The organism is Mesorhizobium sp. HAY1-8B (assembly GCF_056868045.1).
On sequence record NZ_CP200321.1, the window covers coordinates 6,110,903 to 6,134,987 of the forward strand.

The window sequence follows — 24,085 nt, forward strand, 5'->3', positions numbered from 1 at the left end:
GCTGCGGCCTTCGGGGAACTGTCAGCCATGACGAGTGGCCTTTAGAGGCGCTTCATGCTTCTTGCTTTGCCGTGCCTCGATGCTTGTCAAAAGTCGTTCGATATCGGCCCAGAGTTCATGCTCGTCCTCAAGTCCGATGCTCAGGCGCAGTATGATATCCGGTCCGGCCCATGGTGCCGCGCTGCGGAAACCGTCGATCGACATCGGCGCGGCAAGGCTGCGGGTTCCACCCCAGGACGCGCCAATGGCGAAGACCTCCAAAGCATCGAGCGCGGCCTCGACATGCCGGGACGCGCTGCCCTTGAAAAGGATGCTGAAGACTCCGCTCGAACCGAGGAAGTCGCGTTTCCAGATTTCATGCCCGGGGGAGGTTTCGAGCGCCGGATGCAGCAGGCGCTCGACGAGAGGATGGCCTGCAAGCCTGCGGGCGAAATCGAGAGCCACCCTCTCGGAGTGACGAAGACGCACCCCCAGGGTTTCAAAGCCGCGCAGGACAAGCGAGGCATCGTCCGCCGAGACACCGATGCCCATTCTCCCCATCAGGGAACGGATAGGTTTTATGAGCGCGGCGTCGCTCACGGTGATCGAGCCCATCAGAACATCGGAATGGCCCGAGACGAACTTGGTAAGCGCTTCTGTGACGATATCGGCGCCGTGTTTGAGCGGCTTGAAGTTCAGCGGCGTCGCCCATGTGTTGTCGAAGCCGACCAGCGCTCCCCCTTGGTGAGCGATCGCCGCGATTTTCGGCAGGTCAAGGATTTCCATCGTCGTCGACCCAGGGCTTTCACACCAGACGATCCGCGTCCTGGTCCGCATTTTCGACGCGACATCCTCCGGAGAAAGCGGGTCGAAGAATTCCACATCCACGCCCAGGCGGCGCAGGTCGGATTCCGCGAAATCCCGCATTGGCGGGTAGGCGGTGTCCGCGATCAGGACATGATCGCCCGTGGTCAGAAACGGCATGACGGCAAGGGCATTTGCCGCCTGCCCCGATGGCGTGAGGAAACTCCAGACCCCACCTTCCAGGCTCGTGATCTTCGCTTCAAGCGTTCGGGTGGTCGGTGTGCCGTAAAGGCCGTAGGAATAGCCCTGATGCCCACGGTCGCCGCGTGACGCATAGGCGGCGGCATTCGCGAATACGATGGTTGAAGCGCGGTGCACTCCAACGCCAAGAGAAACAAATCCGTCGGTCGGCACATCGGGCGTTAGAACGCATTGGGTGAGATCGTTCATGAGAGCGCCTTTCAAAATGGCTGCGAACACTTTAGGAAATCGATCGAAAGGCATATGCTTTTGCGGCATTGCTATTCGCGAAAGTTATTGGTTGGGGGGTCCATGAATCTTCGGCAGGTTGAGGTCTTCCGGGTAGTCATGACCAACGGAACCACGGCGCGCGCGGCTGATGTTTTGCATGTGTCCCAGCCGGCGATCAGCAAAAGCATCCAGGAGCTGGAGCGTTCGCTTGGTTTCGATCTCTTTCAAAGGATCAAGGGCAGACTGCACCCTACGCCCGAGGGACAGCTTTTCTTCCGTGAGGTCGAACAGGCTTTTCTCGGCCTGAGCCATCTGAGGGGGGCGGCCGCCCGCATTCGGGATTATGGTTCCGGCGAACTGAGAATCGCTTCTCTTTCGGCGTTGTCGACAAACGTTCTCCCGCGTGCTCTTCACGCTTTTATGGACCGCAACCCAAACGTCGCTGTGACCTTCCAGGCACGTATGTCCTCCAACGTGCGCGATCTGGTCGCTTCGGGTCAGTTCGATCTCGGGATTGTCGCCGACGAGATCGATCGCACGGGGGTCGAGGCAACGGAGTTTGCGCGCTTTCCCGTGGCGGTGGCGGTGCCCAAGGGACATCCGCTCGAGGCGTTGGACGTCATTCGCCCAATGGATCTTGCGGGTTATCCGTTTATCGCTCTCGCTCGCGAAGACACGACGCGACGCGATGCCGAGCACGTTTTCAATGAAGCCGGCGTCGCAATCCGAACCGTAATGGAAACGCCTTATTCGACGACGATCTGCGCGATGGTGGCCGCCGGCATTGGCGTCGGCCTGGTCGATCCTCTGACCGCTGAGCCCTATGAGGGCCGCGGACTGACATTGCGGCCGTTCGAGCCCGCACTCTACTTTCGGACACTGCTGATCAGGCCACCCAATCGCCTTCCCTCCCGAATTCTTGCGGAATTCCTCGACGATCTTCGGGCGGCGCTCTGAGGTGCACGGACATTCCCGCGTGTCAGCTTGCTTCCGGGCGAATTCAGAAGGATGGCGAGACCCGATCCCGTTACCTGCTTCAGTCATGGCCTCCCCTCACAGCACCTTAGAGAGGAAAGCGACCGTTCGCGGGTTCTTCGGACTGGCGAGTACCGCCCTTGGATGCCCTTCCTCAACGATCTGTCCCTGATCCATGAAAACCAGGTGATTGCCGACTTCGCGTGCAAATCCGATCTCGTGCGTCACCACGACCATCGTGATACCGCTTTGTGCCAGATCCTTTATGACGTCCAGGACCTCGCCGACGAGTTCGGGATCGAGCGCGGAGGTTGGCTCGTCAAAGAGCATCACTTCCGGCTCCATGGCGAGCGCGCGCGCGATGGCGACACGCTGCTGCTGCCCACCGGACAGGTGTGCGGGATATCGACCTCCGAGTCCATTAAGCCCCACCCGCGTGAGAAGTTCAGTGGCCTTGGCTTTCGTCCGCTCCCGCGACCAACCCTTCACATGGAGGGGCCCCTCCATCACGTTTTCGAGGGCGGTCATGTGAGGAAACAGGTTGAAGCGCTGGAACACCATGCCGGTCGAGCGCCTCTGGGCTGCCACCCGACTTGGCGGTAGGGGGTGGAAACGACCGCCCCGCTCCACGAATCCCTGCAACTCGCCCTTCACGAAAACGCGACCCGCAGAGATGCTCTCCAACTGGTTGATACAGCGCAGAAGCGTCGATTTGCCGGAGCCGGAGGGGCCGATCGCAACGCAGACTTCGCCACGTTTCACCCGCAGCTCCACGCCTTTGAGCGCATGGACCGCGCCATAGAATTTGTGAATGTTCTGCATTTCCACGCAGAAGCCGGAGATACTCGCCTCCATCGGATCACTCCGCCCGCGTCGGATGGACCGACGCGCCCTTGCCGAAATGGCGCTCGAGGAAGTATTGACCGACCATCAGCAGGCTCGTGACAGCAAGGTACCAGGTTCCAGCGACCATCAGCAGCGGAATCGGCAGGTAGAGCCTGTTGGCGATGGCATTGGTGGCGAACGTCAGGTCCAGCGTGAATGGCACCGCGAGAACCAAGGATGTCATCTTCAGCATTCCGATGGTTTCGTTGCCGGTAGGGGGAATGATCACGCGCATTGCCTGCGGCATGAGTATCCGCCGCCAGATCTTTGCCGGTCGCATGCCGAGCGCCTGAGCCGCTTCGGCTTGTCCGCGGTCGATCGAATTGAAACCTGCCCGGAATATCTCTGTCAGGTAGGCGGACTCATTGAAGCCGAGCCCGCAAATCGCTGCCAGAGCCGGCGTCACGACATACTTCGTATCCACGCTCATAATCTCGGGACCGAAAGGGATCGTGATGCTCAGGCTGGGGAACAAGACGGCAAAGAGCCCCCAGAACAGCAGCTGTGTATAGACAGGTGTTCCGCGAAAGAACCATATCCACGCATACGCCAGCCCGCGAAGGATTGGATTGTCGCTCTCGCGCATGATCACCAGAAAAGCCGCGATGACGATGGCGGTCGCCATCGCAACCACAGTGAGGAGCAGGGTCCACCCGACCCCCCTCACCACCTGCGGGTGAAGCAGGTAAGTAAGGTAGACATCCCAGTGAAAATTGGAGTTCCTTGCGACGGCAACCGCAACCTGAAGCGAGATGATCGCGATGATCGCAACCGCGATCCAGCGCCCCGGGCGAGGACGGGGAACCACGACATTGCATTGGAACTCCAATGGATTTGGTATGGGAGCCGGCCGGGGGCCGGCTCTGACATTTGGCTCAAAACCCATGATTTCAGTCTTCGACTTGAGGATTTACCATGGCTTTGTCGACGATTGCCGAGCCGAGACCCCAGGCATCCAGAATAGCCTTGTAGGTACCATCTTCGATAAGGGAATTGATGGTATCGGCGACCAGACCCGTCAATTTGTCATCTGACTTGGCCACTGCGATGCCATTATATCCGATTTCGGACATCGCGGGCGTTGCTTCCATTGTCTCCAACTGGCCATTCGAACTCTTGGCCGCATAACCAATCGTGGCCGGCCCGGAAAACGTCGCATCGGCGCCCCCGGCCGCAACACGGGTCAGCGCCTCGGTCTGGACCTTGAAGGGAATGAGTTCTATTTCCTTCTTTCCAGACGAAACGCACCGCTGACTTTCCTGCTCCACCTCTTTTTCTTGGGACGTGCCGGACATGATCGCGATCTTGGTCCCACACAGATTGGCCGGATCGAAGTTAGTGGGATTACCTGCCCTTATGCCCCATAGATTTCCCGTTTGGGTGTAGCTGACGAAGTTGACTGCGTTCATGCGCTCCTTGGTGATCGAGAGTGCGGAAACGCCGAGATCGAACTTCGTTCCGAGCGCGGGAAGGATGGCGTCGAAGGCCGAGGTCTGGAAATCGATCTTCACGCCGAGCCTGTTGCCAATCGCATCGGCGATGTCGACATCGATGCCCTCAGGCGTCTGCCCGTCCTTCTCACTCAGATACTCCCAGGGCGCATAGGACGTGTCGGAGCCGATCACGATCACGCCAGCGTCCTTGATCTTGTCCGGAAGACGCGCGGCAAGTGACGAATCAACCTTGATCCCGGATGTGTCAAAGCCTTGCGCCAAAGCATCCGTGGCGCAGCTAAAGGCGGTCATCACCGCCAAAACCGACACGGCCCGCAAGCAGGTCTTTCTGTCAAACATCAACGTTCCCCATTTTTCTCGTTGTGAGGAAGAGCGAACCGAAAACTTGGACGACTGCCCTTCAGCGGCCGCAGAATGTGCGTTGGAATGAATGCCGTCCAATAGAATGATTTCGAAGGTCTATTCTCACAGGTTATAGGAATCGGTACATCGACCAGGCTTTCATAGTGAATTGCGCTGGCCGTCCTGCGCGCTTGGACCGAAATGTCGAGCGCGGGATCCGCTTTTGCTGCGATGTCGGAAATATGGAGACGCGAGGCACCGACACCTGACGATGTCGGAGCAAACGACTGGAATGTGGAGCGTCGGCGGCGCTCTGTTGGTCGGCCGAAGGGGAGCGCGCGGCAACGGTTCTAAAAACCGGAGCTGATTCCTGACTTGACCGAAGAGCGCACTTGTCAGTTCACCGCGGTAAACTGTATCTCAACGCGGATATCGGGCAGCGCGAAGCTTGCTCCGACAGTGGCCCGCGCCGGCGGTTCGGCGCCGTCGAGCCAGTCGACCCAGGCCTTGTTCATCGCGTCGAAATCGCCGGCGTCCTTCAGCCATATCTGCGCGAACAGCAGTTGCGATCGAGCGGAACCGACCCTACCCAGAAGGTCGTCGGCCTTCTTCAGTATCTGTCGCGTTTGGCCGGCTGTATCGGCTTGCCGGTCGTCGGCGGTTAGGCCCGAGAGATAGATCGTCCCATTGTGAACGACGATCCGACTGAGCCGCTCATTCTTCTCGTGTCTTTCAATTTTCGTCATCGTGCGCCTGCGTTCGACGAGAAATCATGCGTGCGCGGCGGCGGCGCGCTTCGCGCTCGCCTGGAAAAAGCGCTGCGGGCGGAACGTCTCCATCTCGTCACGGAGCTTGCCGCGCACGACCTCGTCGGCGACCACCTTGCCCAGTTGCGGGCCGATGGTGACGCCGCTATGCGTCACCGCCATATAATGGCCGGCGACGTCCGGCATCGCGCCGGCACAGGTATAGCCGTCTTCCGGGAAGGGTCGCACCGTGGTGCGGATGGCTTCCACGCCCGCGGCGCGAAGCGAAGGCAGGACCTTGCTTGCTGCCTCCAGCAGCGTCCTCGCCTCATCGCCGCTCGGGCTGATAGCCTCCGGCTTCTTGAAGGTCAGGTCCACCGAGACCTTGTGGATCATGATGCGGCCGGCGCCGTCGGGACGTATATCCAGATCGTCGGCATGCAACTGGCTGCGCAGCGTCAACGCCACCGGCGGGGTGAAGGCGAGCACGCCGATCGTCGAGGAGAGCGGGATGCCCTGGGCATCGCCGAGCCTTTGGCTTGACCAGCCGCCGGTGCAGTTCACCACGGCATCGGCACCGTGGCGCACGCCGTCCGCCGTGCGTACCGCGCTGACGCGGCCGCCTTCGGTTTCAATCTCGGTCACGCGTGCATCGACCCTCACCTCAGCGCCCCAGCGCTCCTTCGCCGCCCGCAAAAGCCAGGCCGCATAAAGGACCGGATCGACCCAGCCCTCCTCCGGATAATACGAGATCGGACAATCACCGATGGCCGCGACGTCGATATCGGGCTCCATCTCGGCTACCAGGTTCTTGTCGATCCACTCGACGCCGTAGCCCCATTCTTTCATCTGCCGGAAGTTCTCGAAATAATCGTCCATCGATTCCGACACTGTGCGCCAATCGAAACTGCCGCTTTGGGTAAACCAGGGGGCGACACCGAAGTCGCGCCTCAGCTCGAGATGGGCGCGCATACCCGCGACATTGAGATCGAAATAGGGCCGCGGCCGCTTGGTCGTAGCATTCGTCCAGGCGAAGCTTACCGCCGATGTGCCCCCCGCTATCCTGCCGGCCTCCAGCACCAAGACGTCCGCCCCCGCCTTGGCGCATTCATAGGCGGCGGAACTGCCGACGATGCCGGAACCGATGACCACGACACGCATATGGATAACCTCCGATAGAAATATTACTCTTCACGCCAACCAATTTCTCAATAGTGATGAAATTGTTGTGTGCGTATTTGCTGTCGTGCCGGTCGCCTGATTTCGTAAACGTTTTTCATATTGCAGATTTCGACAATTTTATTCGCTTCAACCGCAGATGAATTTCGATACAAGTCGGAGGCGGCACTTCAAATTGCCCGGAAACATTGCAACGAGCGGGCGATTGCGGTCAATTGAACTGGCCACTGCCGTTGATAGCCAAAAGTTATGAACCGGCGCCTGCCGCTCTCCACGCTGCATTTGTCGGCGCATGATCCGGCATGGGCAACTTCTCGCGCCAAGTTATGAAAGTCGTGCGCAGCCGCTTGCGAGGGCAGTGCTACGCTCGGCGAAACCCGACGCATACGGAGGTCGTCGAATGGACGAGACCGCACGGTGAATGCCGAGACCGAATTCCTCCTGATCGACAAGAAGGCGATCCGGCAGGTCTTGACCCTGGCCGACGCGCTTGAAGTGACCGAGGCGGCGCTGCTCAAGACTTCGAACGGCGCGGCCCGCCAGCAGATCAGGCGCACGCTCGACCTTCCGGGCGCGGCCGGCACTTGCCTGTCGTTGATGTACGCCGCACTTGACGACCAGCCGCTGTTCGGGGCGAAGGTGCTGTCGGTATTTCCGGACAATTTCGCGCACGGGCTCGCGTCTCACCGCGGCGGTGTTTTCCTGTTCGACAAGGATCACGGGCGGCCTGCGGCTCTGATCGACGGCGGAGAGTTGACGGCCTGGCGGACCGCGGCCGCTAGCGCGGTCGCCACGAGGGCGCTGTCGCGCCCGGGCAGCTCGACGCTGACGATCCTCGGCTATGGCGAGCAGGCTCGCCGGCACGTCGAGGCCATTGCCGATGTGCGGCCAATCCGCGTGGTCCATGTCTGGGGTCGAGATCTTGCGAAGGCGCGGCGCTTCGCCGAGAGCCTGTCGACCGCCGGCTTCGAGGCGCATGCGCATCGCGACGCCAGTCGAGCCGTTCGCGAGGCCGACATCGTCTGCACGACGACATCTTCCGAGGTGCCGGTGCTGTTCGGCGAATGGCTGCCGCGTGGTGTCCATGTCAACGCGGTCGGCGCGAGCGTGGCGTCATGCCGCGAGATCGACCTCGAATGCGTGCGCAGATCGAAGATCTGGGTGGATTACCTGCCCATGGCGCTCGTCGCCGCCGGAGAGTTGGTCGAGGCGACTGAGGGCGGCCAAATCAGCGGCGACCATATTCGCGGCGAGATCGGCGAAGTGCTGGCGGGCGCGAAGCCCGGCCGCACCAGCGACGCCGACCTGACGCTCTACCGGTCTCTCGGTGTCCCCGCCCAGGACATCGAACTCGCCAATCTCGTCTATGCCCGCGCCCGCGACACCGGCCGGGGTACCTCGATCGATTTCAGGTTGTGACGCCATGTTGAACTGCCAGCGCGATCTCTTTTCCATCCCCCGCGAGACGGCTTACCTGGACGCCGCCTACATGTCCCCGATCCCGATCGCTGCGGTCGCTGCCGGAGAGGCTGGCGTCAGGGTGAAAGCCGAGCCCTGGAAGATGACTATCGCATCCTATTACGACGAGGTGGAACACGCCCGGCGGCTTGCCGCCTCGATGGTGGGCGCCGCTGCCGACGACGTCGCCATCGTAGCCGCCACCAGCTACGGCATGGCGATCGCGGCCGCCAACGTGGCGGTTCCACCGGGTTCGGCTATCCTTCTCATGGAGAACGAACACACCTCGCACCGATATGTCTGGTATGATCTGGCGCAGCGCTCGGGCGCGCTTGTCGACGTCGTTCCGCAACCGGCCGACGGAGATTGGACCGGCGCGATCGTATCCGCGATCCGCGCCTCCAGCCGCCCCATCGCGGTCGTTGCCGGCACTCTCGTCCACTGGTTCGAGGGCATGGCGATCGACCTCGAGGTCGTGGCGGAAGCCGCACGGGCGGCGAGCGCGGCCCTCGTTGTCGATGGCACTCAATGGGTTGGCGCGGTGCCCTTCGACGTCCGTCGCGTCCGGCCGGATTTCCTGGTCTTTGCCACCTACAAATTCCTGCTTGGCCCGTATCGCCTGGCGTTCCTTTACACCGACCCGCGCTGGCACGAAGGGGGACGCACGCTCGAACACCATTCATGGAACCGCCTGGGTGGCGACCGGGCCGACTTCTACAAGGTAACGGTGGCCGAGTTTTTGCCCGGCGCGCGGCGGTTCGACATGGGCGAACGCTCCGACTTCGCCGTCCTGCCTATCGCAATCGCCGCCATGGAGCTCATCCGCGACTGGACCATCGAGCGCGTTTTCGAGCGCCTTCGTCACCTCAACGAGCTAGTCTGGATAGAGGCAGAAAATCGCGGCCTGCCGGTTGTGCGTCCGCTGCATCCGACGCCTCATATCTCGATCCTCGATATCGGCGATCGGCTCTTGCCGAATGCGGCGCAGGAACTGAAGCGCGCTAATGTGCATGTCACGCTGCGCGGCACCAAGATGCGTGTATCTCCTCATGTTTACAACGACGAAGCCGATATCGATCGCCTCTTCCTGAGCCTGCCGCTCCGCTAGCACCCTTGCTAATCCTGCCTTGTCCCAAGAGCCACTATCCCGGCGTCCACGCTGTTCATAAAGCTCCGCGTGGTCTGGATTAGATGCTCGGTGAAAGCGTCAGCCGCAGTCGACGCGATGACGCCCCACGGCCGATACACGCTGAGATTCAGATCAAGATGCGGCCGGAAATCCCTGATCTCGATCGGCAGGTCGCGTGCCATCCACGCGGAGAGCCGATCAACGACCGTCACGCCCGCTCCGGACGCGACCAAGGCGATGCAGGCGCTGGACAGGCTGGCCTCCACCTTCAGCAGGCGCCTGACACCGCGCTCGTCGCACAGGGCGTCGAGTTGCCGTCGCATCGGATCGGCCGAGCCCATCGAGATGAAGTCGAGACCGTCGAGGTCATCCGCCTCGATGACTTCGAGCTGCGATAAACGATGGCCCGCGGGCATGACGCAGACGGGCGGTGTCGCGGTCAGCGCTCGCCTCACGATGGAAGGGTTCTCGTCCGACGCCGTGACACCAATACCGATGTCGAGCTGATTGCGGCTTGCCCTCTGCACCACCGTCGCGGAGCTGCGGATATCCAGCGAGATGGACACGGACGGATGGTGGCTTGAGAAGCTGGTTATGATGGATGGCAGCAGTGTGGATCCGAAAGCCGGCAGCGCGCAGATGTTCAGCCTGCCGCTGCGCAGCTCGCGGATTTCCTTGGCGGCACGCGAGATACCGCGCGCGGATTCGAAAACCCGCTGCACTTCCGCATAAAGCATGTGCGCTTCAGGAGTCGGGATCAGTCGCTGCCGGCTTTTCCTGAACAGCTGAAAATCCGCCTTCTCGGTGAGCTGCTGGAGCATTTTGCTGACAGCGGGCTGCGTGATGTCCAGCGCGTCGGCCGCCTTCGTCGTCGTCCCGTGCAGCATGACCGAAGCGAAAATCTCGATCTCGCGGGGCGTGAACTCCACGTCCTTTGCAACCGTGTCTTTCTCACTGAACTTCATGGCCGCTGACCCTGCCCCGTCGATAAATCGATGCGCCGTCCGAGCAAGTCACGGCAAAGCCGATGTTAACTTGCGATAGCGGGCGTTCCAATAGCCAAACGAATGAGGTTCATTCCGGCAGGTTATGAACTTTGACGACCTGCGAACGCCAGTCAGGTGCCGGTCAAGGTCTCGGCAAGGTCGAGCAAGGCGGCATCCCGGCCAGGAAGAGCGGCAAGCTGTATCGACACGGGAAGGCCATCGGGAACATCCAACGGGACTGCCAAAGCCGGCATGCCGAGCATATTTGCCCAGCGGCGAAACCGGCCGCCTGCCATCCCCCACGACACCATTTCACCATTCACCTGGGTAAGCTCGTCCGACAGCCGGGGCGCCGAGCCGGGAGCCGTCGGGACTGCCAGGGCATCCAGGCCCGCCATTTTCACCATGAAGCGCCGACGCGCATCCTCGCGGATCCCGACGGCTCTGTCGTAAGCGTCCGCGCTGATGCCGACGCCGTCCTCGAGGAAAACGCGAACCGCGTCGCCGACCAGATCCGGGTTCCGCTCGATCAAATCCTGGTAGGTCCTGGCAAATTCATATTGTAGGATCGTCAGGCCCGCAGCCACGAATTGCTCTGTGTCGTCGAAGGCGATTTCCACCGTGCGAACGAAGGGCTGATCGAGCAGCGCGGCCAATGCCGTTTCGATAGTACTGTCGACAAGTGCCCCGGTCAGCTCGGGGCACACGGCGATCGTCATGCCGGTCCTCTTGACGCTTCCGCTGTCCCGCGGCCGGCTGAACCGCTTTCCGGTCAGGGCCTCGGTGACCAGGCGAACATCCCTCGTCGAGCGCGCCAGCACGCCGACGCAGTCCAGCGAGGGCGCGATGCTCATCACACCCTTCGTGTCGATCAGACCGTTGGTCGGCTTATAGCCGAACAACCCCGTCGCGGCCGCCGGAGACCGGTTTGAACCGCCGCTGTCGGTGCCGATCGCCGCCGCACAGAAACCCGCGGCAACCGCCGCTGCCGATCCACTACTGGTGCCGCCCGTTCCGCGGCTTGCATCGAGCGGATTGACGACCTTGCCGAACCAGGGATTGTCATGCCCGCCAGTGCAGAACTCATGAAGGTTGGTCTTGCCGATCATGATTGCCCCTGCCGCCTGGAGGTTGGCGACGCAGGCTGCCGTATTCTGGGCGACGTGGTCACGCAACAGCAGGGATCCCGCGGTCGTCGGCCAGTGCATCACATCAACAACGTCCTTGACCGCGATGGGCACCCCATGCAGCGGACCGCGCCGGCGACCTGCCTGAATTTCGCGCTCTGCGTGGAGCGCGGCATCGAGGGCATCGGCTTCGTTCACGAAGATCATCGCCCTGATTTGCCCGTTCAGCGTATGGATCCTCTCCAGACAGCCTTCCACGATCGTCACCGGCGAAAGGCCGGAAGCGATTTTTTCGCTCAGTTCCTCGACAGATCCGGAAAGGCCACTTCTCATTTGGCAAACTCAAGTCGCACGAGACCTCGCTGTCGGCGTCGCAGTCACCCAAGGACGGGATCGGATCGACGATGACACAACCCAGATTTGGCGGACAAGTGCCGCACCTATTTCCTTCAGAACGAGGCTAGTGAGGAAAACTCATGGTTGGATCAACGGAAGCGGCTGAAGAGGGTTTTCGGCACAGTCGGGGCTCAGGCCGGAATGCGCCAATCGCGCCCCTGCCGTTGTCATAACTATTGGTGATGAACCGCGCGGCAGAGAGCATTAGATCGCCTTGACTTGAGCTGTTAGCGTTTTTGAAGACCACCCTGCGAAATGACAATTCAGCAGGAAACAAAAAAGGGGAACCGTCATGAAAAAACTGGCAGTTATCGTATCACTAATTGCTGCGGCCTTTGGCGCCGCCGCCACGTCCTCAGCGGCCGCCGAAGACGTCATTCGCTTCGGGGTAGCCGCCGAGCCATACGCGCCCTTCTCAGTCAAGGATGCCAGCGGCAAATGGCAAGGCTGGGAAATCGACCTGATGAATGCCGTCTGCACACAGATGAAGGCGAAGTGCGAAATCGTCGATATCGCCTGGGACGGCATCATTCCCGCGCTGCTGGCCAAGAAGTTCGATGTCATCTGGAGCTCTATGTCGATCACGGACAAGCGCAAGGAGGTGATCGACTTCACCGACAAGTATTACTATTCGCCCAACGTACTTGTCGGCGCCAAGGCCGACACGCGGCAATTCGATGTAGCAAAGCCGGATACTTTCAAGGGCGTCACCGTGGCGGCGCAGAGTGCGAGCCTGCAGGCGACTTACATGCAGGATAAGTTGGACGGCATTGGCGAAGTGAAGATCTATCCGACGCTCGACGATGAAATCGCCGACATGCAAGCCGGCCGTGTGGACCTGATGGCGGCGGCGGGAATCCAGATCCAGGACTTCCTGAAAAAGCCGGAAGGCCAAGCCTATGAAATCAAGGTTACGCTGCCGCATGAAAAGATGTTCGGCGACGGGGATGGCGGCGGCCTGCGCAAGGAAGACACGGCGCTTAGGGACCGCCTCAACGCCGCGCTGAAGGCCGTGAAGGCCAGCGGCGAGTATGACACGATAACCAAGCGATATTTCGATTTCGACATCTACGGCGATTGATCATCAGATGCAGGGCCTGGAGCCGGCTGATTTCAGGTCGTATCGACCTGAAATCTGAATCCGCCTCTAAATGAAAGAAGGAGAGCATGATGTCGTCCGAAAACCGCTTCCCACTTTTCGGCGTCATGTTCTAGAGCACTTCACCGTTTCACGGAAACGGCGAACCACTCCAACTCCTTGTTTTGACGCAATTCCGGACGGAAAATCGGTCACACTTTTCCTGGAATTGCTCTCGTGCCGGCCATCCCGTTCCGGCCGGCACCATCCTCATTGGAACTCGCCGCATGGATTCGATCGTGTCTTGGCTGACCTTGCTCGGCTTCGGGGACAAGGGCTGGGGCGACGAATTGCTTCGCGGCGCCTTGCTGAGCATCGAAATTTCGATAAGCGCCTATATCGTTGGCCTGACGCTTGGCCTTGCGGGTGCGTTGGCCAAGCTTTCAAAGCGCCGGACAGCTGTCTTTGTCGCCACCGCCTACACCACCATTATCCGCTCCGTCCCTGACATCCTGATTATCTTTCTGGTCTACTATACTGCTACCGACGCATTGCGTTCGGGCGTGACTCTTGTCGGGTTTACTTCCGAATTTCAGATGAACGGATTTGTGGCGGCGACTTTGTCGCTCGGGATCGTTCAGGGAGGCTACAGCACGGAAGTTCTTCGCGGTGCAATCACCGCCATCCCGCGAGGCCAGGCCGAGGCCGCCCACGCGCTTGGTTTGACCCGCAGCCAGACCTTCTTCCTGGTAATCCTTCCGCAGATGATCCCACTGGCGCTGCCAGGGCTCGGCAATTTGTGGCTGGTCGTCCTGAAGGAAAGCTCGCTCGTCAGCCTCATCGGTTTCACGGAGCTCGTCCTCGCAGGCAAGATGGCCGCCGGGGCGACGCGCGATTACTTCCTGTTCTATTGCGCGATCGCATTCGTGTTCCTGGTCATGTCAGGCCTGTCGGCGATGCTCTTCCACGCCCTGGAAACGTCTACCGCCAATACTGGGAGGCGCAGATAGCGTGACAGAATTCGGGCAATATCTCGCCGCCCAGCTCCTGGCCGGCATCCAGACCACCGTCGTCCTGTTTGTCGGCTGCGCGCTCGTCGGCAATCTGCTGGCCATCCCGGTTGCCCTTGCCCGGTTATCGGCAAGGCCATGGCTTCGCTACCCGGCGGTCGCCTTCATCCTGGCTTTCCGGGGCACGCCGCTTCTCGTTCAGCTCTACCTTTGCTACTTCGGCGTCGGCCAGCTCCTCGGCGGTGTCCCTTCGATAAGGTACAGCCCATTGTGGCCCCTCCTTCGAGGCGCTTATTGCTACGCGTTTCTTACCCTGTCCCTGAACACCGCGGCCTATTGCGGTGAAATATGGAGAGGCGCGATACAGGCTATTCCTGACGGTCAGCGTGAGGCCGGCCAGTCGCTTGGGTTGTCCAAAACACGGATCATGATTTCCGTGCTTCTGCCGCAGGCCTTCCGGCTAGCCCTGCCGGCGATCGGAGGGCAGAATATCCTGCTTCTAAAGGGGACCGCTCTGGCCTCGACGATCACCGTCTTCGAACTTATGGGTGCAGCGAACCTGGTTCGTGCGCAGACTTTTAGGATCTACGAGCCTCTGTTCGCCGCCGCGTTGGGATATTTCCTGCTGGCGGCAATTGTGACGACCGGCTTCGGTTTCTTCGAGAGACGGTTAGCTCGGCGGTATTGATCTCGGCTTTGGGCAAACCTGCAAAACGGTTCACGCTGGCGTCCGTCATCAGAAGAAGCCAGCCGAGACTGAAGCCTCAACCAGACAGCTCATGGACGCGATGGGGCACCAAGACATCGATCATGCGGAGCTTTATTCGCGCGAGACGTCGCAGGTTCGGCTGAAGGTACGGGGGATGGATCGCGTCATGCGGCTCGTGACGCGCAAGCAGATGCCTGGCGGACGTTGCCTCTGGCCTGCGGATATTGTCACCTGCACGCCGCGTATAGCGTCTCGAGGAGGCGCGCGCCGCGCATGTTGCTGGAAAGATAACGATTCAACGACCATCGTCAGTTGAGGCAAAGCGATACAGGGCGTCGGCATCCTTCACAGTGATGGAGCGATACTGGTGCTCGATCCAACCTGCCGATGCAAACCGCCGTAGCGCGGCATTGACCTGCTGGCGCGAAGCATTTGCCATGACACCGAGATCAGCCTGTGACAGAGGGATTGGCATTCGACCGATCCATGTGGCCCGCTGAAGCACCGCAGCTATCCGTCGGTCGGCTTGCTGTCGCTGAAGATCATGGATGACGCGGATAAGCACGTCCGAGCCGAGCACCGAGATCATGGCGAAAGCCCGTACCGCGCCCGGGTCAGCCGCTGCCATCCTGTCCATTGTATCCAGCGGGATATGCATCATCCACAGGCTGCCAGAAGCACGTAACTCGCTTCGACGCGACTGCCTAGTGATGAAACACTCCTCCCCAGCCCAGTCGCCAGGGGCACCCAGATGGACCAGTTGGGGGGATTCATTCGGCGGTGCCGTATTGACCGTGACCGTACCCGCAACAAGGCCGTAGATCCCGCCTGGTGGATCGCCATATCGGAAAACATGTTCGTTGTGGGAAAAGTTCATCAGGATGGAGTGTCGCAACACTGTTGCGCGAAGCACGGGTGACATCCGCGAAAGCCAGCCTGTCCCGCTAACAATCTCTTCTGCCTGTGCTCTAGTAACGTCCATGGTGGGCGACTATCACGACGCCACCTTTAGCTTTGTCCGGATCGCTACAATGTTCTTGACGCTGCCGAATATCTTGCCATCGCGCACGCGGTCGTCGAAACTTGGTGAAGCGCCAGCTGTCATCTGCGCCTATTCGGGAACTGGCTTGGCCGCGTCCTTTCGCTCCGCGAGCCTTTCGACATACATCGAATAGGCGATGTAGTATTTATAGATGTTCGAGACGTACTGGACGGTTTCGCGGCCGACAATCTTGGCGGCACCGTTTTCGACATTGCCGAACCAGACGTTGGGATCGAGCCCCATCTGGGTCGCGGCTCCACGGAACTTCCTCAGATTGTTCGGCCCGGCGTTGTAGGCGGCGAGCGTCAGCAGCATCCGGTCGAGAGGCTTGGGACCGTCATCGGTGATGTAGACCCCGGACAGGTGGCGCAGATACTTCGCCCCGGCCTCGATGTTTCGCTCAGGACTATCGGCGATGCCCTTGATGCCGATGGCCTTGTCAGCGGCGGTCGAGGGCAGGAGTTGCATGATGCCGACCGCGCCACGTGGGCTCTTCTGGCTCTGGTTCAGCTGCGATTCCTGGAAGCCTTGCGCGGCCAGCAGCAGCGGATCGAAATCATATTGCTTGCCATAGGTCTGGAACAGCAGCCACAGCGCCTGGAACCTGGCGATCTCCGCCGGCGCGTAGGCCGTGCGCACCATCTTGTCGCTCTGGTAGTAGCGCTTCTTCAGGATGTTGCCGAATGTCGTCCCAACCTTGTGATCTTTCACGAAGGCATCAAGCACCTCCTTCAGCTTCGGGCTGTCCTTGCGGATGCCGAAGGCGATGTCGCCCCCGGTCGAGACGGCAATGTCGTCATGCACGGCAAGTTTGTCGAAGACCTGAGCCCAGATGCGGGCATTGAAGCGGTCGACCACGCACCATGGCAGCAGTCCGGCATTGACCATCTCCAGGATGTCTTCGTCCTCGAGGTTTTCGGCGATGTCCTTGATGATGATTTCCGGTTTGCCCGCCGTCTTCCGCTCGGCATTCAACGCGACGAGGTGCTCGTGATAGCTGCTGCTCGCGCGGACATAGACCTCCTTGCCGCCGAGATCGTCCAGGGAGGCGACAGGCGGCGAGGCGGGACCGGTCACAAGCGCCTCCATGACGCCGCTGGCCATCGGATCGGAGAAATCGACTATTTTCTGCCGCGCCGGCGTGATGGTGAGGTCGGCCGAGACGATGTCGCCAAGCCCCGCCGCGAGATCCGGCAGAAGGTCCTTTCTGGCCACCGGCACATAGGCGATCCTGATCCTTTCTACCTCCTTGGTTTTCTTCAGCCGCTTGTTCAGCCAATCCTCAAGCGCCTGTCCGAGTTCGACCGCGGTACCAAGCTGCCTGCCCTTGTCGATGAAATAGATCGTCTTCGAATAGGGTACGAGGATGCGGACAACCCTTCGCTTCTCCATGCCGTCGAAATCGCCGCTCCAGCTCTTGACGCGCGCCGCGCTCGAGAGGTCTTCGGCCAGGGCCCCGCACGTCGTGAGGGCGCCCAGAACCAGCAGCGAAAGAAATGCAAGGACCGTTGGGGCCCAAGCCCGGCCGACCATGCCCGTGCAATCCGTCCCGATCATCGACGCCCCCTTCGACGCATTTCGTCCCTTGACAGTCAGGCCGGTTGGACGGACGCCACTTTGCCGTCGGTATCGACGATGCAGCTGGTTGGCTTTCCCGCGACGTTCAGTTCGACCTGGAAGCTCTTGGAATCGAGCCTGCGCGAGCTGGTCGGCAACGCCTTGCCGCTATCGACGCCGCCCGCTTTTGCCGCCGCGCCGGCACAAAGAAGCTGGAGATCGGCCGGTGCCGTTTCGACCGTCGTCCTCGACATCTGGTCGGGCGTCGGCGCGCTCTGGCATGCCGCCAGAACCGTTGCGATGACGATCGAGGCCGATCCGCGAACGGCCCAGTGCCTCATCCTGATCTGCCTGCCGGTCACCATGGTCTTGTCCCCTGTGTTTGTCGAACTATACGTCCGTCGTTGATCACACACCCTTGTAGAGCGCCGCGCCCTGCATCAGCACGATCACTTTCGCCCCGACCTTGATGCGGGAATGCAGATCGATGATGTCGCCATTGTTCATGCGGATGCATCCGGAAGACACGTCCAGGCCAATGGTCCACGGTTCGGGCGTGCCATGGATGCGATAGATGGTGTCATGGCCGTCTTCGTAGAGGTAGAGCGCCCGCGCGCCGAGCGGATTGTCGGGCCCACCGGGCATGCCATTGGCCCACGGCCGGGCTTTTGGATCCCGGGCAACCATTTCTGCCGGCGGTGTCCAGGTCGGCCACTCCGCCATGCGCCCGACCTTGACGATGCCGGCCCATCCGAAGCCCTCCCTGCCCACGCCGATGCCGTAGCGGATCGCCTGCTGGCCGGGCTGGACGAGATAGAGGAAGTGCTGGTTGCCGTCGATGATGATGGTGCCGGGCTGCTCGGCGGTGCGGAACTTGACCACCTGCGGGCGAAAGGATTCCGGCACCTGCTTGTGAAGCTTGTAGTACTGGTAGGCCTTGGTGCGATTGTAATCCGTCCACTGCCGCGTCTTGGGATCGTAGACCTGCGTTCCCGCGGCAAGCGCTGCCAAGGTGGAAAACGCCAGCCCCAGCGCCAGCACAACCGCCAGGCCTGCCGCATGCTTGCCGCCGGTTCCCGTCGCCCGTGCGTCCGTGCCGAACCTCGTCTTTGTGCGTCTGGTCATTGCTTGGCCCATCCTTCGACGCGCGTCTCGTTCCTGGCCACCCATTGCTCGGCGTAGGCAGAGGGCGCCTGCCGCTCGACCTGGAGCGCGTAGCTCATCTCGATCGCCTCCTCCGGCTTGAAGTCGACGCGCTCCAGGAAGCGAACCACCTCCGGATGTTTCTTGCGCAACGAGGTCGCGTAGGCGATGTGGTAGTGGGCCGTGTCCCAGCCAACGGCGGCGTGCGATTTCGAAAGCCATTGCGGGTCTTCCGTCGGCAGGACGATCTTCCATTTGGCGGCATCGTATGGTGGCTCCGTCAGGCGCACGATGTCGTGCAATTTGAAGACCACATGCGGCGCATAGCAGGCGAAGACCATCGGCCGGTCCGAGGCCTCCGCCGCATCGACAGCCGCCATGCCGACATCTTCCGGCATTTCGAGCAGCGTCAGGTTCTTGGCATAGCCGTAGCTGTTGGCGCGGATGCGCTCGATGGTGGTCGACGACCACGTCTGGGCGCCAATCCACATCTCGCCCTTGCCGTCTCCGTCCGTGTCGAGCGCCTCGGTCTTCTTCGGATCACCGAGGTCGGAAATGTCCTTGAAGCCGTATTTGTCGGCCGCTGTCTTGTTGGCGCAGATACCCTGCCAGGCCGGGACGCCGATCGGGCTGATCGCGACCGTTCCAGCCTGGGTGACATACTTCTTGACCAAGGTATCGAGGTTCGGCAGCCAGACCTCCGGATGGATGTCGACCTGGCCGGAGTCAAGACCGGCGAAAGCGATCATGGTGCCCATCTCCACCACATCCGCATCGAGCCCGAACTCCTTCTTGAGACTCACCTTCAGGATGTTGGCCGTCGCCTGGCCCGACGACCAGTTCGGCATTGCAATAACCAGGTCGGCAGCGTGCGAGGGAATGCCGCCGAGCACAAGCGCCGAGGCAACCACCGCCACTTTCCATGCCAGTTTCACCAAATCGGCCATCAGGTGATCCTCTTCACGTGCGACGCGTTTCCTCATGGGCACGATATCCGTTCAGTCTCCGACCACGTCCCAGCCCTTATCGGGATTGAAGCTGTTTATGTGCTTCACGACAGCGTCGGTGTTCGCGCCGAGATCGGCCTCGTAGACGATTCCGTGCTGGTTGACTTCGAAGGTCTTGACGCCGGTCTCGCCGTACTTGACCGGCCAGGCGATAAGGGCAAAGCCCGCGATCATGTTGCCGTTGATGACATAGTCGTAGGCGCCGCCGGCGATGTTGGCGCCTTGTTTCGTCAGGATACGGAAGCGGTAGCCGAAATAGCCCTCACCCTTGATGGCCTTGCCCAAAGGCACCTGATCAAGGAAATCGCCCGCGGGGCTGTCGCCGTCGCCCTGTTCGGCTGGCCAATAGAGTCCGTCGGTGGCGCCTTTGCCGCTGATCAGCTTCTGTGCGTATTCGGGCACACCGTCATTGTCGTGATCCTGTAGGAAATAATCGTTCTGGGCGTCGACATAGGCGCGCAGGCTCGCGATGGCTTCCAACTCGTTTGCGCCGACGCGGCGATTTACGATCTCTTCCAGCCCGGCATAGGTGTCGAAGGCCCATTTGCCGTCGCTGCCCTTCACCAGCGGGAAAGGCAGCGTCCACAACTTATCGCCGATCTCTATCAGTTTGCGATCGCTTTCATCCTCGACGACCAATTGCCGGGCAGCGCCATCCCGGATCCGGATGAAGGTGGTGGCGGTATTCGCATCGGCCTTGAGCTTCACGACGTCGAGCCCAAGCAGTTTGGCGAGCGCATCGATATCGTTTGCGCGAAGCGCTTCCTTGAAAGCAGTCACCGCGGCATCGGCGCTGTCGAAAGACGGCGGTTCCGTGGTGGCGGCAAGGGAGGCAACCTCCTGCAGACTCTGGGCGGCGGCGGCCGAAGGCCCCGAAGCATGACCGAGGAGAAACGCGACGGCAAGGGCCGGACAGGCAAGCATGGCACGAAGGGTCGACTTCATTGTCTGGTCCTTTCCCTCAATATCAACGCTTGTGACCGGCGGGACGCTTGATGGCCTTGCCGGCGCCGCCGCGCTGCCCACCTCCCAGGGACTTGCGGCCGCGGTCGGACTGCAACTGAGAGATCTTTCCGCGGTCCATGTCTCCAAGACCCGACATTTTCTTCGGCCGGCTGTCCAACTTGGCCGCAGGCTTCACCTTGCCGACCGGCCGGGTTATGTTGCCCGGCTTCTGGATGTCCCGTTTGGAGACGTCGCGTTTCGCGATCTCCGTCTTCTTTGCAGTTGTCCCGCCACCGGGCTTCGCCTTGAGCCCCTCCAGGGTGTTCTTGCGGATGTCGGTCGCCTGCTGCTTCCTGCCGGGCCGGTTGACGGCATTGTCCCGCTTGATGTCGCCGGCACGGTCCCTCAATGCGTTGTCGCCGTTGGCCGCGATCCCGCCCTTGATGCGGGTGCGGTCGAATTTGGCGAACTGATCCTTGTCGATTTTGATCTTCGATCGATCGACGTTCTTCCAGTCGATGTCGTTGAAATTCACCTTGCCGTCGAGGTCGATGTTGTTGAGACATCTATCGCAATCGATGTTGATATCCGGACCGCTCCAGTGGCCGCCCCACACGTCCCTGTCGTCCCAGTCTACGGCCGCGGCCCAGACGGCGCCGGTCACCGCGCCGGCAAAGAAGGGGGCCGTCGGATTGTAGTAATAGGGATAAGGATCGGGATAGTAGGCGACCGGCGCCGGCGGATAGTTCGCAACGTAGAGTACCTTCGGATCGTAGCGCGGGACGTAGATGGTGTCGGCGCTCGCCGGCTGGATGACGATGTTGTCTGCCTGCTTCTCGACCTTGACCTTGTCGTCTGTCTTGATGACGCCCTTGGCAACCGCTTCCCCGCGAAGCTGCTGGATGGCGAGCAGCACATCCTTCTGCTGATAAGCGATCGCTTCGCCGAGCGTCTGTGTCCAGTCGAGGTCGTCGCTCATCATCTTGACGATCTCGGGATAGTTCAGAAGCGAAATGACGCTGCCGTCCCAGCTTTCCTTGGGCTTCAGGGTCTTGTCCTTGTTGTAGCCGTCGAGGAAGCGCTGCGCCTCCACGATCTGGAGCGGGTAGAGCGAGGCGGCGGAAATGACGGCTACAAGATCATCTGGATAAAGGGCGATGCGCGCGACCAGGATTTCCATCTCGTCGGCGCTCAATGGCGCGGGTGAAGCGGTCGCGGCCGCAGTTGATGTGGCCGCGTTCGAGGCAGCCGCTTGCTCTTGCGCAAACGCGGAAAATGAGACGCTCACCAGCAACGCGGTGGCTACCGATGCCCCGGCCAATGGTCGTAGAGACAGCAAACAAGAGAAGCGCATACGTGTGTTCCCTCAGACAGTTGGACTAGAGGCGGCGGCCGGCGCCCGTCCAACGCCTCCAGCTTCGGAAGATATTGGCTGCCCGCCAGGTTAAAGGGCTTACAGGTGGTTCTTCACCCTCGGACAGCCTCAGCTATTGGCTTCGCGAACCACCGGCCTGATGTCTTCCCGCGCAAAAGCCGGAGAGCCTGCAAGACATCCGGCGCGACGGTACCTTTCAGAAGGACGCGACGGCTCACTTCACTTCCTGGGCGACCGGAAACTTCCAGCTCCCGTCGAGTATCTGCGCCTGAGGGCGATAAAGGCGGACCATGTAGTTCCAACCCTCGGGCGTCGGCAGGCAGTTCGCGATCTTGCCGTCACAGCCGCCGAACTGGATCATGATCGATCCGTCCGCGCTCTTCTTCGCCGTCACATCGTTGAGCGAGTACGCGTTCAAGTCGTTCTGTGTGAAGAAGCCGTCCTTGTTGTAGACAGTGACTGACCAGAAATCCTTTATCGGGACATCCTTCACAGTCAGCCGGTAGATGACCTTGCCGTCGTTCTTTTCAGGCGTCACGTTGAGGTAGAATGCTTCCTTGTCCGGGTTTCCGCCCCATCCGAGCGCTGCTCCGATCAAATGCCGGACCGGATCGACCTCGTCGCGCGATCCGAACATCTTGGCGGTATCCGGGAGCAACGCGCCGAGATCCAGGAGCGCGCGACGGGTCTTGTCCCGGCTCTTGCTGTCCCACTCGGGAATCTCGAAACTGCCCACTGCTGCCTGCTTGACCGTGACCGCATCCTGAAGCGCATGAACCTTGCTCATATCTTCAGGTTTGCTGGGATCGGCAAAGAAACGGAAAGCGGCCGCCACATAACGGGTGCCTATGTCTTTGCGCGTCAAGGTATGCGAACCAGCCCCGTAGTATACGCCATGGGCATAGTGGTCCTCATCGATCACAAGAAGCGACACGAACCGGCTGCCGGGATCCGGCACGGTAATCGTGACCGGTCCGGCATCCAGATCGAACACGGCGGACGAATAAAGGGTATCCCGATTCAGGCGGACAACTGTCTGCTTATCAAGCGGCGCCATTTCCCGCGTGTGGTCGAACTTGCCGAAGCCGCCATTCTTGGCGATGCCAGAGAAGTAAAGGTCGCTTTCGGCGCGGACGAAGTTGTCGCTGTTGACTGTGATCGGAGCGGCGGCGACCGGCAGCGCGGCCGCAAGCAGTGCTGCGGCGGCAATCACCAAAGAACCCAATTTCTTTCGAGACATAGAAACCTCCATGATTGAATTGTTGTGGCAGCAGAGTCTGCCCTGCCCGCAGCGTTAGAACCGCATGACCATGCCGAGGATCGGCCCTTGCTGGACCACATTGAACACGAAGCCGTCATGGCTATAGTCGACGCCGAGAGCGCGATACCCGGCTACGGCCGAGATCCGGTCGCTGAACTCGTAGCCGACGCCGGCGGCGAGATCCCAGTCGAGGTCTGCCTGGCCTGCCCCAATCAAGCCCCATCCGCTGAGGTAGACCTTGTCCGTCAGAAAATACCTGCCGCGAACGCCGGTCATGGCGTCGACCCACGTGGCGCCGTCGCTCGCCGAGACCCCATCCAGAACACCGCCGGCAAAGGAGATGTCCGTACTCGCGTGCCAGACACGTGCGCCGGCAACGAGATCGAGATTGCTGCGACCGTCCAGAAAGACGGAATAGCCCGCCCCAAGAAGTCCCGTGAACGTCTCCGACGTGAGATCGACCCTGTTCGCGACAACGCCCAGGGGCGTGCCCGAGCCCGTGGAGACCTTGGTATAGATGACGTCCCCGAAGATACTGAACCGGTCGTGGCGGGCTTCGCCGATCGCCATGAACGCGAAATCCAAGTCCTTCAGTATATCGCCGAAATCGGATGCGACGTGAACCGCCGGCAGGCCGAACTGTCCGACGTCACCCGACATGCCGGCGCCCCAGAAATAGGAACTGGCCGCAAAGGTCCAGCCATCGCCCGCAGCCGGCTTTGCCTCAGGCAGGATGACCGGTTGCGGAACGTCCGCAGCTTGGGCGAATGAGACCGTTACTGTACAGGCAAGCAACGCCAATCCGAATTTGGTGCTAGTTTTCATCTACCGTTCCTCGTTGCCTTGTGACAATTCTCGGTCCATCTCACCTCGGAAAGAGCAGCGTGAGCGTAGTCCGCAATCCCCATTGCGGTCCGCCCCTCGTCGGCGACGATCAGATCGCACATTCCCCTCCGTCACTCTGTCCGGATTCGGACAATGTTGACGATCATCTTAACTGTGGCTGATTTGAATTATGATGCCGCAG

General features: G+C 60.8%; 23 protein-coding genes. 6 read left to right on the forward strand and 17 right to left on the reverse strand.

The annotated features are described in order from the left end of the window. Nucleotides 1–21: 21 nt before the first annotated feature. The gene (locus AC1VON_RS29325) at nucleotides 22–1,233 is read right to left on the reverse strand and encodes a trans-sulfuration enzyme family protein (RefSeq protein ID WP_483125777.1); all 1,212 of its coding nucleotides are present in this window, start codon (nucleotides 1,231–1,233) and stop codon (nucleotides 22–24) included. A gap of 102 nt (nucleotides 1,234–1,335) precedes the next feature. Between AC1VON_RS29325 and AC1VON_RS29330 the strand changes: the two genes are divergently transcribed. Next, the gene (locus AC1VON_RS29330; protein ID WP_172349159.1) at nucleotides 1,336–2,211 is read left to right on the forward strand and encodes a LysR substrate-binding domain-containing protein; all 876 of its coding nucleotides are present in this window, start codon (nucleotides 1,336–1,338) and stop codon (nucleotides 2,209–2,211) included. A gap of 96 nt (nucleotides 2,212–2,307) precedes the next feature. Here AC1VON_RS29330 and AC1VON_RS29335 read toward each other — a convergent pair whose 3' ends face one another. The 5 genes from AC1VON_RS29335 to AC1VON_RS29355 form a co-directional block, all read right to left on the reverse strand. After that, the gene (locus tag AC1VON_RS29335) at nucleotides 2,308–3,084 is read right to left on the reverse strand and encodes an amino acid ABC transporter ATP-binding protein (protein WP_483125778.1); all 777 of its coding nucleotides are present in this window, start codon (nucleotides 3,082–3,084) and stop codon (nucleotides 2,308–2,310) included. 4 nt (nucleotides 3,085–3,088) lie between these two features. After that, nucleotides 3,089–4,000, reverse strand: coding sequence for an amino acid ABC transporter permease (locus tag AC1VON_RS29340; RefSeq protein ID WP_172349158.1), 912 nt, complete (start codon nucleotides 3,998–4,000; stop codon nucleotides 3,089–3,091). A 4-nt stretch (nucleotides 4,001–4,004) separates the two neighbouring features. Continuing rightward, entirely contained in the window at nucleotides 4,005–4,907 is a 903-nt protein-coding gene (locus tag AC1VON_RS29345; RefSeq protein ID WP_483125779.1) for an ABC transporter substrate-binding protein, read from the reverse strand. Nucleotides 4,908–5,305: 398 nt separating this feature from the next. After that, on the reverse strand, nucleotides 5,306–5,656 hold the full coding sequence (locus AC1VON_RS29350; protein WP_172349156.1) for a RidA family protein: 351 nt from the start codon (nucleotides 5,654–5,656) through the stop codon (nucleotides 5,306–5,308). A gap of 24 nt (nucleotides 5,657–5,680) precedes the next feature. Next, nucleotides 5,681–6,817 carry an NAD(P)/FAD-dependent oxidoreductase gene (locus tag AC1VON_RS29355; RefSeq protein ID WP_483125780.1) on the reverse strand — a complete coding sequence of 379 codons (1,137 nt, stop codon included), beginning with the start codon at nucleotides 6,815–6,817 and terminating at the stop codon, nucleotides 5,681–5,683. 435 nt (nucleotides 6,818–7,252) lie between these two features. Between AC1VON_RS29355 and AC1VON_RS29360 the strand changes: the two genes are divergently transcribed. Both AC1VON_RS29360 and AC1VON_RS29365 read left to right on the forward strand, forming a co-directional pair. Continuing rightward, complete coding sequence (locus AC1VON_RS29360) at nucleotides 7,253–8,254, forward strand: ornithine cyclodeaminase family protein (RefSeq protein WP_483125781.1); 1,002 nt, start codon at nucleotides 7,253–7,255, stop codon at nucleotides 8,252–8,254. After that, on the forward strand, nucleotides 8,202–9,401 hold the full coding sequence (locus AC1VON_RS29365; protein WP_483125782.1) for an aminotransferase class V-fold PLP-dependent enzyme: 1,200 nt from the start codon (nucleotides 8,202–8,204) through the stop codon (nucleotides 9,399–9,401). Before AC1VON_RS29360 ends, AC1VON_RS29365 begins: the two co-directional genes overlap by 53 nt. An 8-nt stretch (nucleotides 9,402–9,409) precedes the next feature. On the opposite strand, the gene AC1VON_RS29370 is transcribed toward AC1VON_RS29365, so the two are convergent. Together AC1VON_RS29370 and AC1VON_RS29375 are read right to left on the reverse strand one after the other, a co-directional pair. Beyond that, nucleotides 9,410–10,387, reverse strand: coding sequence for a LysR family transcriptional regulator (locus tag AC1VON_RS29370; protein WP_483125783.1), 978 nt, complete (start codon nucleotides 10,385–10,387; stop codon nucleotides 9,410–9,412). Nucleotides 10,388–10,539: 152 nt separating this feature from the next. Continuing rightward, a complete protein-coding gene (locus AC1VON_RS29375; RefSeq protein WP_483125784.1) occupies nucleotides 10,540–11,802 on the reverse strand; it encodes an amidase in 1,263 nt (420 codons plus the stop codon). Nucleotides 11,803–12,232: 430 nt separating this feature from the next. Here AC1VON_RS29375 and AC1VON_RS29380 point away from each other — a divergent pair, with 430 nt between their 5' ends. The 3 genes from AC1VON_RS29380 (at nucleotide 12,233) to AC1VON_RS29390 (ending at nucleotide 14,707) form a co-directional block, all read left to right on the forward strand. Further along, the gene (locus AC1VON_RS29380; RefSeq protein WP_172352891.1) at nucleotides 12,233–13,012 is read left to right on the forward strand and encodes a transporter substrate-binding domain-containing protein; all 780 of its coding nucleotides are present in this window, start codon (nucleotides 12,233–12,235) and stop codon (nucleotides 13,010–13,012) included. A 284-nt stretch (nucleotides 13,013–13,296) separates the two neighbouring features. Next, nucleotides 13,297–14,019, forward strand: a complete 723-nt coding sequence (locus AC1VON_RS29385; RefSeq protein ID WP_483125785.1) for an ABC transporter permease — start codon at nucleotides 13,297–13,299, stop codon at nucleotides 14,017–14,019. Nucleotide 14,020: 1 nt separating this feature from the next. Then, nucleotides 14,021–14,707, forward strand: a complete 687-nt coding sequence (locus AC1VON_RS29390) for an ABC transporter permease (protein ID WP_483125786.1) — start codon at nucleotides 14,021–14,023, stop codon at nucleotides 14,705–14,707. Nucleotides 14,708–15,023: 316 nt separating this feature from the next. On the opposite strand, the gene AC1VON_RS29395 is transcribed toward AC1VON_RS29390, so the two are convergent. The 9 genes from AC1VON_RS29395 to AC1VON_RS29435 form a co-directional block, all read right to left on the reverse strand. Continuing rightward, a complete protein-coding gene (locus AC1VON_RS29395; RefSeq protein ID WP_483125787.1) occupies nucleotides 15,024–15,650 on the reverse strand; it encodes a Crp/Fnr family transcriptional regulator in 627 nt (208 codons plus the stop codon). Nucleotides 15,651–15,839: 189 nt separating this feature from the next. Next, complete coding sequence (locus AC1VON_RS29400; protein ID WP_483125788.1) at nucleotides 15,840–17,327, reverse strand: MltF family protein; 1,488 nt, start codon at nucleotides 17,325–17,327, stop codon at nucleotides 15,840–15,842. Between the two features lie 35 nt (nucleotides 17,328–17,362). Continuing rightward, nucleotides 17,363–17,692, reverse strand: coding sequence for a hypothetical protein (locus AC1VON_RS29405; RefSeq protein WP_246740769.1), 330 nt, complete (start codon nucleotides 17,690–17,692; stop codon nucleotides 17,363–17,365). Nucleotides 17,693–17,735: 43 nt separating this feature from the next. Then, entirely contained in the window at nucleotides 17,736–18,452 is a 717-nt protein-coding gene (locus AC1VON_RS29410; protein ID WP_483125789.1) for a L,D-transpeptidase, read from the reverse strand. Then, nucleotides 18,449–19,417, reverse strand: a complete 969-nt coding sequence (locus AC1VON_RS29415) for an ABC transporter substrate-binding protein (RefSeq protein ID WP_483126393.1) — start codon at nucleotides 19,415–19,417, stop codon at nucleotides 18,449–18,451. Before AC1VON_RS29415 ends, AC1VON_RS29410 begins: the two co-directional genes overlap by 4 nt. A 51-nt stretch (nucleotides 19,418–19,468) precedes the next feature. Then, nucleotides 19,469–20,422, reverse strand: coding sequence for a DUF2950 domain-containing protein (locus AC1VON_RS29420; protein ID WP_483125790.1), 954 nt, complete (start codon nucleotides 20,420–20,422; stop codon nucleotides 19,469–19,471). 22 nt (nucleotides 20,423–20,444) lie between these two features. Then, nucleotides 20,445–21,761, reverse strand: coding sequence for a DUF3300 domain-containing protein (locus AC1VON_RS29425; protein ID WP_483126394.1), 1,317 nt, complete (start codon nucleotides 21,759–21,761; stop codon nucleotides 20,445–20,447). A 250-nt stretch (nucleotides 21,762–22,011) separates the two neighbouring features. Continuing rightward, complete coding sequence (locus tag AC1VON_RS29430; protein ID WP_172349145.1) at nucleotides 22,012–23,037, reverse strand: DUF1214 domain-containing protein; 1,026 nt, start codon at nucleotides 23,035–23,037, stop codon at nucleotides 22,012–22,014. 54 nt (nucleotides 23,038–23,091) lie between these two features. Further along, the gene (locus AC1VON_RS29435) at nucleotides 23,092–23,883 is read right to left on the reverse strand and encodes a hypothetical protein (RefSeq protein ID WP_483125791.1); all 792 of its coding nucleotides are present in this window, start codon (nucleotides 23,881–23,883) and stop codon (nucleotides 23,092–23,094) included. Between the last annotated feature and the right edge of the window lie 202 nt (nucleotides 23,884–24,085).

Excerpts from the sequence above, each read along its gene's own strand:
- AC1VON_RS29410 (WP_483125789.1), bottom strand. The coding sequence starts at position 18,452 with ATGACCAGACGCACAAAGACGAGGTTCGGCACGGACGCACGGGCGACG.
- AC1VON_RS29430 (WP_172349145.1), bottom strand. The coding sequence starts at position 23,037 with ATGTCTCGAAAGAAATTGGGTTCTTTGGTGATTGCCGCCGCAGCACTG.
- AC1VON_RS29365 (WP_483125782.1), top strand. The coding sequence starts at position 8,202 with ATGCCCGCGCCCGCGACACCGGCCGGGGTACCTCGATCGATTTCAGGT.
- AC1VON_RS29355 (WP_483125780.1), bottom strand. The coding sequence starts at position 6,817 with ATGCGTGTCGTGGTCATCGGTTCCGGCATCGTCGGCAGTTCCGCCGCC.
- AC1VON_RS29385 (WP_483125785.1), top strand. The coding sequence starts at position 13,297 with ATGGATTCGATCGTGTCTTGGCTGACCTTGCTCGGCTTCGGGGACAAG.
- AC1VON_RS29415 (WP_483126393.1), bottom strand. The coding sequence starts at position 19,417 with ATGGCCGATTTGGTGAAACTGGCATGGAAAGTGGCGGTGGTTGCCTCG.
- AC1VON_RS29335 (WP_483125778.1), bottom strand. The coding sequence starts at position 3,084 with ATGGAGGCGAGTATCTCCGGCTTCTGCGTGGAAATGCAGAACATTCAC.
- AC1VON_RS29405 (WP_246740769.1), bottom strand. The coding sequence starts at position 17,692 with ATGGTGACCGGCAGGCAGATCAGGATGAGGCACTGGGCCGTTCGCGGA.
- AC1VON_RS29330 (WP_172349159.1), top strand. The coding sequence starts at position 1,336 with ATGAATCTTCGGCAGGTTGAGGTCTTCCGGGTAGTCATGACCAACGGA.
- AC1VON_RS29325 (WP_483125777.1), bottom strand. The coding sequence starts at position 1,233 with ATGAACGATCTCACCCAATGCGTTCTAACGCCCGATGTGCCGACCGAC.
- AC1VON_RS29400 (WP_483125788.1), bottom strand. The coding sequence starts at position 17,327 with ATGATCGGGACGGATTGCACGGGCATGGTCGGCCGGGCTTGGGCCCCA.
- AC1VON_RS29340 (WP_172349158.1), bottom strand. The coding sequence starts at position 4,000 with ATGGGTTTTGAGCCAAATGTCAGAGCCGGCCCCCGGCCGGCTCCCATA.
- AC1VON_RS29420 (WP_483125790.1), bottom strand. The coding sequence starts at position 20,422 with ATGAAGTCGACCCTTCGTGCCATGCTTGCCTGTCCGGCCCTTGCCGTC.
- AC1VON_RS29370 (WP_483125783.1), bottom strand. The coding sequence starts at position 10,387 with ATGAAGTTCAGTGAGAAAGACACGGTTGCAAAGGACGTGGAGTTCACG.
- AC1VON_RS29435 (WP_483125791.1), bottom strand. The coding sequence starts at position 23,883 with ATGAAAACTAGCACCAAATTCGGATTGGCGTTGCTTGCCTGTACAGTA.
- AC1VON_RS29395 (WP_483125787.1), bottom strand. The coding sequence starts at position 15,650 with ATGTCACCCGTGCTTCGCGCAACAGTGTTGCGACACTCCATCCTGATG.
- AC1VON_RS29350 (WP_172349156.1), bottom strand. The coding sequence starts at position 5,656 with ATGACGAAAATTGAAAGACACGAGAAGAATGAGCGGCTCAGTCGGATC.
- AC1VON_RS29345 (WP_483125779.1), bottom strand. The coding sequence starts at position 4,907 with ATGTTTGACAGAAAGACCTGCTTGCGGGCCGTGTCGGTTTTGGCGGTG.